The sequence below is a fragment of the Candidatus Aquicultor sp. genome (assembly GCF_054640775.1).
The window spans coordinates 2192-8479 of sequence record NZ_JBTSLF010000116.1 but is presented as its reverse complement, the minus strand read 5'-3'; the positions used below and the strand labels follow the sequence as shown (position 1 = coordinate 8479).

Here is a 6288-nt window from a genome sequence, read left to right as displayed (position 1 = left end):
ATAATGAGCGAAAACGAGTGGCGATATCTGCGCGAGCGTCTCAGCTCATCACTGAGCGTTTCCTTAAACGCCTCGTAATTGAGAAAATCCGTGAGCTTGTCGCGGCGCGCAAGGTGCTTCAGTTCCATCGCATAGATGTTTACATAGCTGTCGATGATCGTTGAGGCCATCTTATCGACAGGTCGATTTATCCGCTTTTCCAGTTCGTACACATCAAGCGATATAAGGTTTTCCCGGCAGTAGCCCCAGATGATATCGCGCAGCACTTCCTGCTCGTATAGCACCTCAGCGGGCTCAAAGTCGCGCAGCCGGCGGTTTCGACCGAGTTCGGACGCGGCCTCATAGATGACGCCGCCCGGCTCAAAGTCAACGATGTGCGCGGGGTCTTCTATGACCTTCGAAATACCTCGTAACAGCGTCGGCAGATTATCGACAAGTTGTGTTTCGGGGAACCGTTTCCAGCTATTTTTGCCTTCTTTTATCTTCAGGCTGAGCATCCATTTTTCAACGATTGTCCATATATGATCGCGGAAATCCTCTGCGGCTTCATTCAACAGTGTGGTTTGGTTTTTCTCCCACTTCAAACTTTGCAAGCAGACCTCCTCTCTCTTGTTGGGCAAGTAGACAAGGTTTTTTATACCCACATTTGCTTCATGGAAAACCAGTCGCGAAAACGCAGTGCCTGGTGCCGGGCGTGCTGTCTTGTAATCACGCTTATTGCATGGATATAATTTAGTAGCACTGGGGGAGGTATGGCTTGGAAAAATTCCTGGTAATTCTAGAAAACGACGATGTAGCCGCGGAGCAGAACCTATCGCTTGTCATGCGGAGGCTTGTCGCGGGGAAACTGGACACAGTTATATTTGAGCCGATCAGTGGGTTTCCGGATGACGTACCGCAAGCTGCCGCGGGCCTTATCGTTGGCGGCGGTCTTCCCTCGGTAAATGATTCCAAGGCATGGATAGAGGACGAAATCCGGCTTATCAGGCGGGCCGCTTCGTTGCGGCTGCCGGTTCTCGGGATATGCTTCGGGCACCAGCTTATCGGAAAAGCATTTGGGAGCGAGGTGGTGCGTCGTGAACGCAGGGTGGGGTTTGCCGATGTCGTAAAAGTGCAGGAAGCCCCGATATTTGATGGATTGCCTCCGGCGTGGAAATCGGCGGTATACCACCAGGATCGCATCGAGACACTGCCGCAGGGTTTTAAGCTCATCGCGAGTTCGCAGTACTGCGCCGTGCAGGCGATGGCGCACGCCGATTTGCCGATCTGGACGACGCAGTTTCACCCCGAAATACAGTATGGGATTAACGAGCATTTCGCCGATCCGGTCGAGGAATGGAACGACGAGGCGGCCTTCGACAGCGTCCCAAATAAGCGGTTGATAGATAACTTTGTTGAACTATGTCTCAGCACGGAGCGGAGCGGGTAGTTCTCTGCTCTGCAAGCCCACTACATACAAACGCCCTTGGGGGCACCTTTCTTATGCGCTTTTTTCTACATGAAAGCCTATTACCAGGTCGTTTTGCACAAAACGCACTTCCGGTATCTTTCCGGCTATTTTTTGGGCCAACTCCTTTTGCCCATACGTGTCCACGGTGCCGTCCAGGTAGACCACACCGTCGAGTACATTCACCCGCATATTGGTCATATTGATTCTGCTCATCTCGAGCGCCCGTAGAACTTCGTTTTCGGTTGCCACGTCGAGGCTTACCGGGTGTTCGCTTACCGCCAGGTCGTTTTCGATTTTAACCACACCGGGCATCTGTTTTGCCAGGTTACTGGCAAGCATTTTTTGCTTGATGTTTTTAACCGTGCCCTCGATTTTCACGGTGCCGTTTTTGGCCGATGCGGTGAGGGACTCGGCCTCGATCGTGGGCTCGACCCGTAATCGTTGCATAACCTCATCCACCAGGTCAACATCGGTGATAAGGACATCTGTCTTAATCCTCACCTCGGAAACGATGTCTTTTACCCCCGGTGCGCTGGCTACAATATCTGCGGCACGCTCGATCTCAAAGACGCTCTCGCTGTGTCCTTGGAGGTAGACGATCCCGTCGACAACCCGGCCCACGCCGATATCATGGGCGAGGTCGGTATCTTTAGCGATGGCCTTACGAGCTTCGGCCAGCACATCGCCATCGTCGATGATCATTGGCGATTCAATGATGATATCGCTGTCGAGTTGCACCGGGCCGAAGCGTTGCGCAATCTGCTCGGCGATTTCTTTCTGCTCGAGCGTTCGCACGATACCGCTTATCCTGACGATCCGGCCTTGTACTTCTACATCGATGCGGGCGCCGATCCTCGGCTCGCGCTCCAACGCCTGTGCTATTTCGTTTCTTAGGTATTCTTGCTCTTGTTCTTTCATACGCCCACCCATTTCCTTAGTCTCAATCCGCAGCGCCATATTCACAATACTTCCGTCATGCGCAGAAATTTTAAAACTGCGTCCTGAAGACGCCGTACAATGGTATTATTCCCGAATGAGCGGGGATGTATCAGGGGTGACCTTCAACCGATACGTTTCGCTATTGGCCGGCTCGGTGTAAAATGATTGAATATTAGGTGGATTAGCGCAATTAAAGAAGCAAAATAAGTAGTTTATACAGGGTATTCATGCAGGGACAAGTTATTAACGGGCGCTACACAATCGATAAGGCGATCGGCCGCGGCGGCATGGCGGTCGTGTACAAGGCCTTTGACTCGGTTTTGGAGCGCGAGATAGCAATTAAAATACTGCACGGGCAGTTTACCAATAACGCCCATTTTATCGAACGCTTTAGGAGGGAAGCCTATGCGGCTGCAAGCCTCATCCATCCGAACATCACCACCATCTACGATACGGGAGAAGCCAACAGTATTTATTATATCGTTATGGAGCACGTCGAGGGCAAAACGCTCAAGCAGGTGATCGAGGAGCGGGGGCCGCTGCCGGTAAACGAGGCCGTCTTTATCGCGGGTCAAGTCGCAGAGGCGCTAGGGCATGCGCACGAGCGGGCGATTATCCACCGGGATATAAAACCGCAGAACATTCTTCTCGCGGATGAGTATGTCGTCAAGGTCACCGATTTTGGTATCGCGCGGGCGTTGATGATGCCGGGGCTTACGCAGACAGGAAAAATCCTGGGCACCGCGCGCTATATATCCCCCGAGCAGGCACGGGGAAGGCAGGCGGACCGGCGTTCGGACATCTACTCGCTCGGGGTAATCCTCTATGAGATGCTCACCGGCCGCGCCCCGTTTGAGGGCACGACCTCGGTTGAAGTGGCCGGCAAGCACGTAACCGAAAAACCCACCCGGGTGCGCGAACTCAATCCAAAAGTGCCCCCGATTCTTGAGATCATCGTCGATAAGCTCTTGAGCAAAGACCCTGATGACCGCTACCAGGATGCAAACAAGCTCCTGGAGGATTTGGCATTTTGGGATTCCCCTGAGAAGCAGGAGCTTTTAGAATCGAGCCCTCGAATAAAAGCCAAGTTTGCCCGTAAAAAGCGGGCCCGGCAAGCTGAGCCGCGACCAGTCGCAGAATCAAGGGAAAGCGCCCCCGTGCGAACCAGGAGGCCCGATCCGAGGCGGCGCAGAAAGCGCAGGAGGCTGACCACCTTTGCCAAGGCGTTGATTGCCGTCTGCGTGTTAGCCATCGTCGGTACGCTCGTCTATTTCGCGGGCGCAAGCGACGATTCTACGGCGGTAGCCAAGAAACGGTCGATTCAAAGAATTAAGCTCGAAACCATAAAAGAACCGCAGTTCGGGCCGCTGATACCAACCGATGTAGTCGATTACGACCCAAATGGAAATGGCGATGAGAATCCCGACAAGGTGGGGAACACAATAGATGGCGATCCCGATACGGCGTGGTCGACCGAAACTTATAAATCATCGATTTTTGGTGAGCACAAGGGCGGTGTTGGGGTATATATGGATTATGGGAAAGCCGTTGAAGCGCAGGAGTTGGTGATAACTTCATCCGGGAACTGGTCCGGCGCTATCAAGGGCTCAAACGACGTTTTGGAGTGGAGCACCCTAAGACAGATCAAAAACGCGCCAAAAGAGACGTCGTTTAAAACTACTGGGGGTCCGTACAGGTACTATTTGATCTGGATTACCAAACTACCCGCCAGAGGGCCGGGCAAGTGCAGGGCTAAAATCTACGAGGTAAAAGCCAACGGGAGGGCTTTTTAAGGCGTAGGAAGCCCGCTGCCGTATAAAACGGGTTCCCCATGTGATTACTTTAGTAAAATTGCGTAATCTGGTATAATTTTGCTCAAGATTTATCAATTAATGGAGGCCTTAAGCGGCGGATCCAGCCGGGGATGAGTGTATATCCCCACAGATTAGACGAAGCCGCGAAAGTCTATGGCGCAGACATTGATATTAAATGCGAGCACCGAACCTCTAACATTTGTTCCTGTCAAAAGAGCGCTGATTCTTGTTCTCAAGGAGAAGGCGGAGATAGTCGAGACCCACGTAAGCAAGCGCATTAGAACCGAGAAACGGGACTTTCCTTATCCGCTGGTCATTCGCCTTGTGCACTATGTCGAAATTCCGCGCCGTTTCCGTTCGGTTGTCAGCAACGCAGTTCTTTTTGCCCGCGACAACTATACCTGTCAGTATTGCGGCAGGCATAAACGCGACCTTAAAAAGAAGGAGCGCTTAACAAGGGAGCACGTAAAACCCGTTTCGAGAGGCGGTCTTGATACCTGGGATAACGTGACCACGGCATGCTCGACATGCAATCACAAGAAGAGCGATAAGATGCCGTACGAAGTCAAGATGTATCCGAAGACCACGCCGTTCGAACCGCGTTATATCGCGCTCGTTCTTTTAAGCGAGACTGTGGACGAAACGCAGCGCGCTTACATCGAGCCGTTTGTCAAGGCAGCGCTGAATACAGGTTGAGTTTGACCCACAGAGAAGGTTTCGATAGGCTGGAGGTTGAACTTCCAGCCTAATTTTTATTACACACACGAGCGGAGGAAACAGCCACGTGACAGAAAAACGCTTACATCTTCTCATCCAGGGTCGCGTTCAGGGGGTCTATTACCGGCAGAGCATGAAGGAGATGGCCGACCTTCGCCAAGTTAAAGGGTGGGTGAGAAATCTGCCCTCCGGCGACGTCGAGGCGGTGCTCGAGGGTGAGGATGTCATGGTCGACGATCTGGTCGAATGGTGCCAGCGCGGCCCGTCCCGGGCGGCGGTCGACCACGTTAGGATAGATTGGGAAGAGCCCAAAGGCGATTTTAAGTCATTTGCGATAAAGAGATAAAGAAAACAGAGATAGGGTTGGTTAAGTAGTATGAATGATCATTTGGTACGGGCGACCGCCGCCGATTCGATGGTGCGGGCGATTGCCGTAGTTACAACAGATACAGTCGATGAGGCGCGCCGGCGCCAGGATACATTCCCGACGGCCACAGCGGCCCTTGGAAGAGTTATGACCGGCGCCGCGCTCATGGCCAACATGCTAAAAGAAGGACAGAAGGTCACACTGCAGGTCAAGGGCGACGGCCCGCTGCGGGAAGTTACCGGCGACGCCGACTCCGAAGGAAATATTCGAGGGTACGTAAGGCGCCCGCATATTCATCTGCCGTCCAAGCGCGGTAAGCTCGACGTGGGCGGCGCGGTCGGCAAGCGCGGGATAATGTCGGTCGTGAAAGACGTGGGGCTGCGCGAGCCCTACCGTGGCATCGTCGAACTCGTAAGTGGTGAGATCGGCGACGATTTGAGCTACTATTTTGCCTCGTCAGAGCAGCAGCCCTCTGCAGTTGCACTCGGCGTACTCGTGCTGCCGAACAACTCGGTGGCCGCAGCCGGGGGATACCTTGTCCAGACGTTGGTCGGCGCGGAAGACTGGATTATCGAAAAGATCGAGGATAACATCTCAAAAATCCCGCCGGTAAGCGATATGGTCAACATAGGCATGGATGCGCAAGAGATGCTCTCCAAAGTTCTACATGGTCTCGGCCCTGAGTTTATGGAGACCCGTGACGTATGCTTTTTCTGCGGTTGCTCGTACGAACGCGCTGAGCGCACACTTATAGCGCTTGGCATCAAAGAGATCAAAGAGATGATCGCCGACGGCGAGGAGATCGAAATGCGCTGCAACTTCTGCGACGAGCTTTATACGTTCTCCATAGAGGATTTGCAGGCGCTTATCGAGAAAATAAAAGAACGCAGCGGATTACGAAAAGTAGAGTAGTTAAAGAGCAGGTGACATATGGTTGCTTGTAGGTTGGAAAGGAAACGACATGGAGCTTGAAGATATCGGTGTGAAAATTAGGGCGAGCC

General features: G+C 52.9%; 7 protein-coding genes. 5 read left to right on the top strand and 2 right to left on the bottom strand.

The window, feature by feature from the left end; translation table 11 throughout:
• Nucleotides 1–584: RsbRD N-terminal domain-containing protein (locus ACYC56_RS09930; protein WP_461374024.1), on the bottom strand; the 584-nt coding region annotated here is incomplete at its 3' end.
• A gap of 173 nt (nt 585–757) precedes the next feature.
• Here ACYC56_RS09930 and ACYC56_RS09925 point away from each other — a divergent pair.
• A complete protein-coding gene (locus tag ACYC56_RS09925; protein WP_461374023.1) occupies nt 758–1429 on the top strand; it encodes a type 1 glutamine amidotransferase in 672 nt (223 codons plus the stop codon).
• Between the two features lie 51 nt (nt 1430–1480).
• Here the strand turns inward: ACYC56_RS09925 and ACYC56_RS09920 are convergent, their stop codons facing one another.
• Nucleotides 1481–2368: a BON domain-containing protein gene (locus ACYC56_RS09920; RefSeq protein WP_461374022.1), complete on the bottom strand. Its 888-nt coding sequence runs from the start codon at nt 2366–2368 to the stop codon at nt 1481–1483.
• 248 nt (nt 2369–2616) lie between these two features.
• On the opposite strand from ACYC56_RS09920, the gene ACYC56_RS09915 reads away from it, so the two are divergent.
• The 4 genes from ACYC56_RS09915 (at nt 2617) to hslO (ending at nt 6199) form a co-directional block, all read left to right on the top strand.
• A complete protein-coding gene (locus ACYC56_RS09915; RefSeq protein ID WP_461374021.1) occupies nt 2617–4182 on the top strand; it encodes a protein kinase domain-containing protein in 1566 nt (521 codons plus the stop codon).
• Nucleotides 4183–4356: 174 nt separating this feature from the next.
• A complete protein-coding gene (locus tag ACYC56_RS09910; protein ID WP_461374020.1) occupies nt 4357–4899 on the top strand; it encodes an HNH endonuclease in 543 nt (180 codons plus the stop codon).
• 88 nt (nt 4900–4987) lie between these two features.
• Nucleotides 4988–5266 (top strand): acylphosphatase, encoded by a 279-nt coding sequence (locus ACYC56_RS09905; protein WP_461374019.1) that lies wholly within the window; start codon nt 4988–4990, stop codon nt 5264–5266.
• 30 nt (nt 5267–5296) lie between these two features.
• The gene (gene hslO, locus ACYC56_RS09900) at nt 5297–6199 is read left to right on the top strand and encodes an Hsp33 family molecular chaperone HslO (protein WP_461374018.1); all 903 of its coding nucleotides are present in this window, start codon (nt 5297–5299) and stop codon (nt 6197–6199) included.
• Nucleotides 6200–6288: the final 89 nt, after the last annotated feature.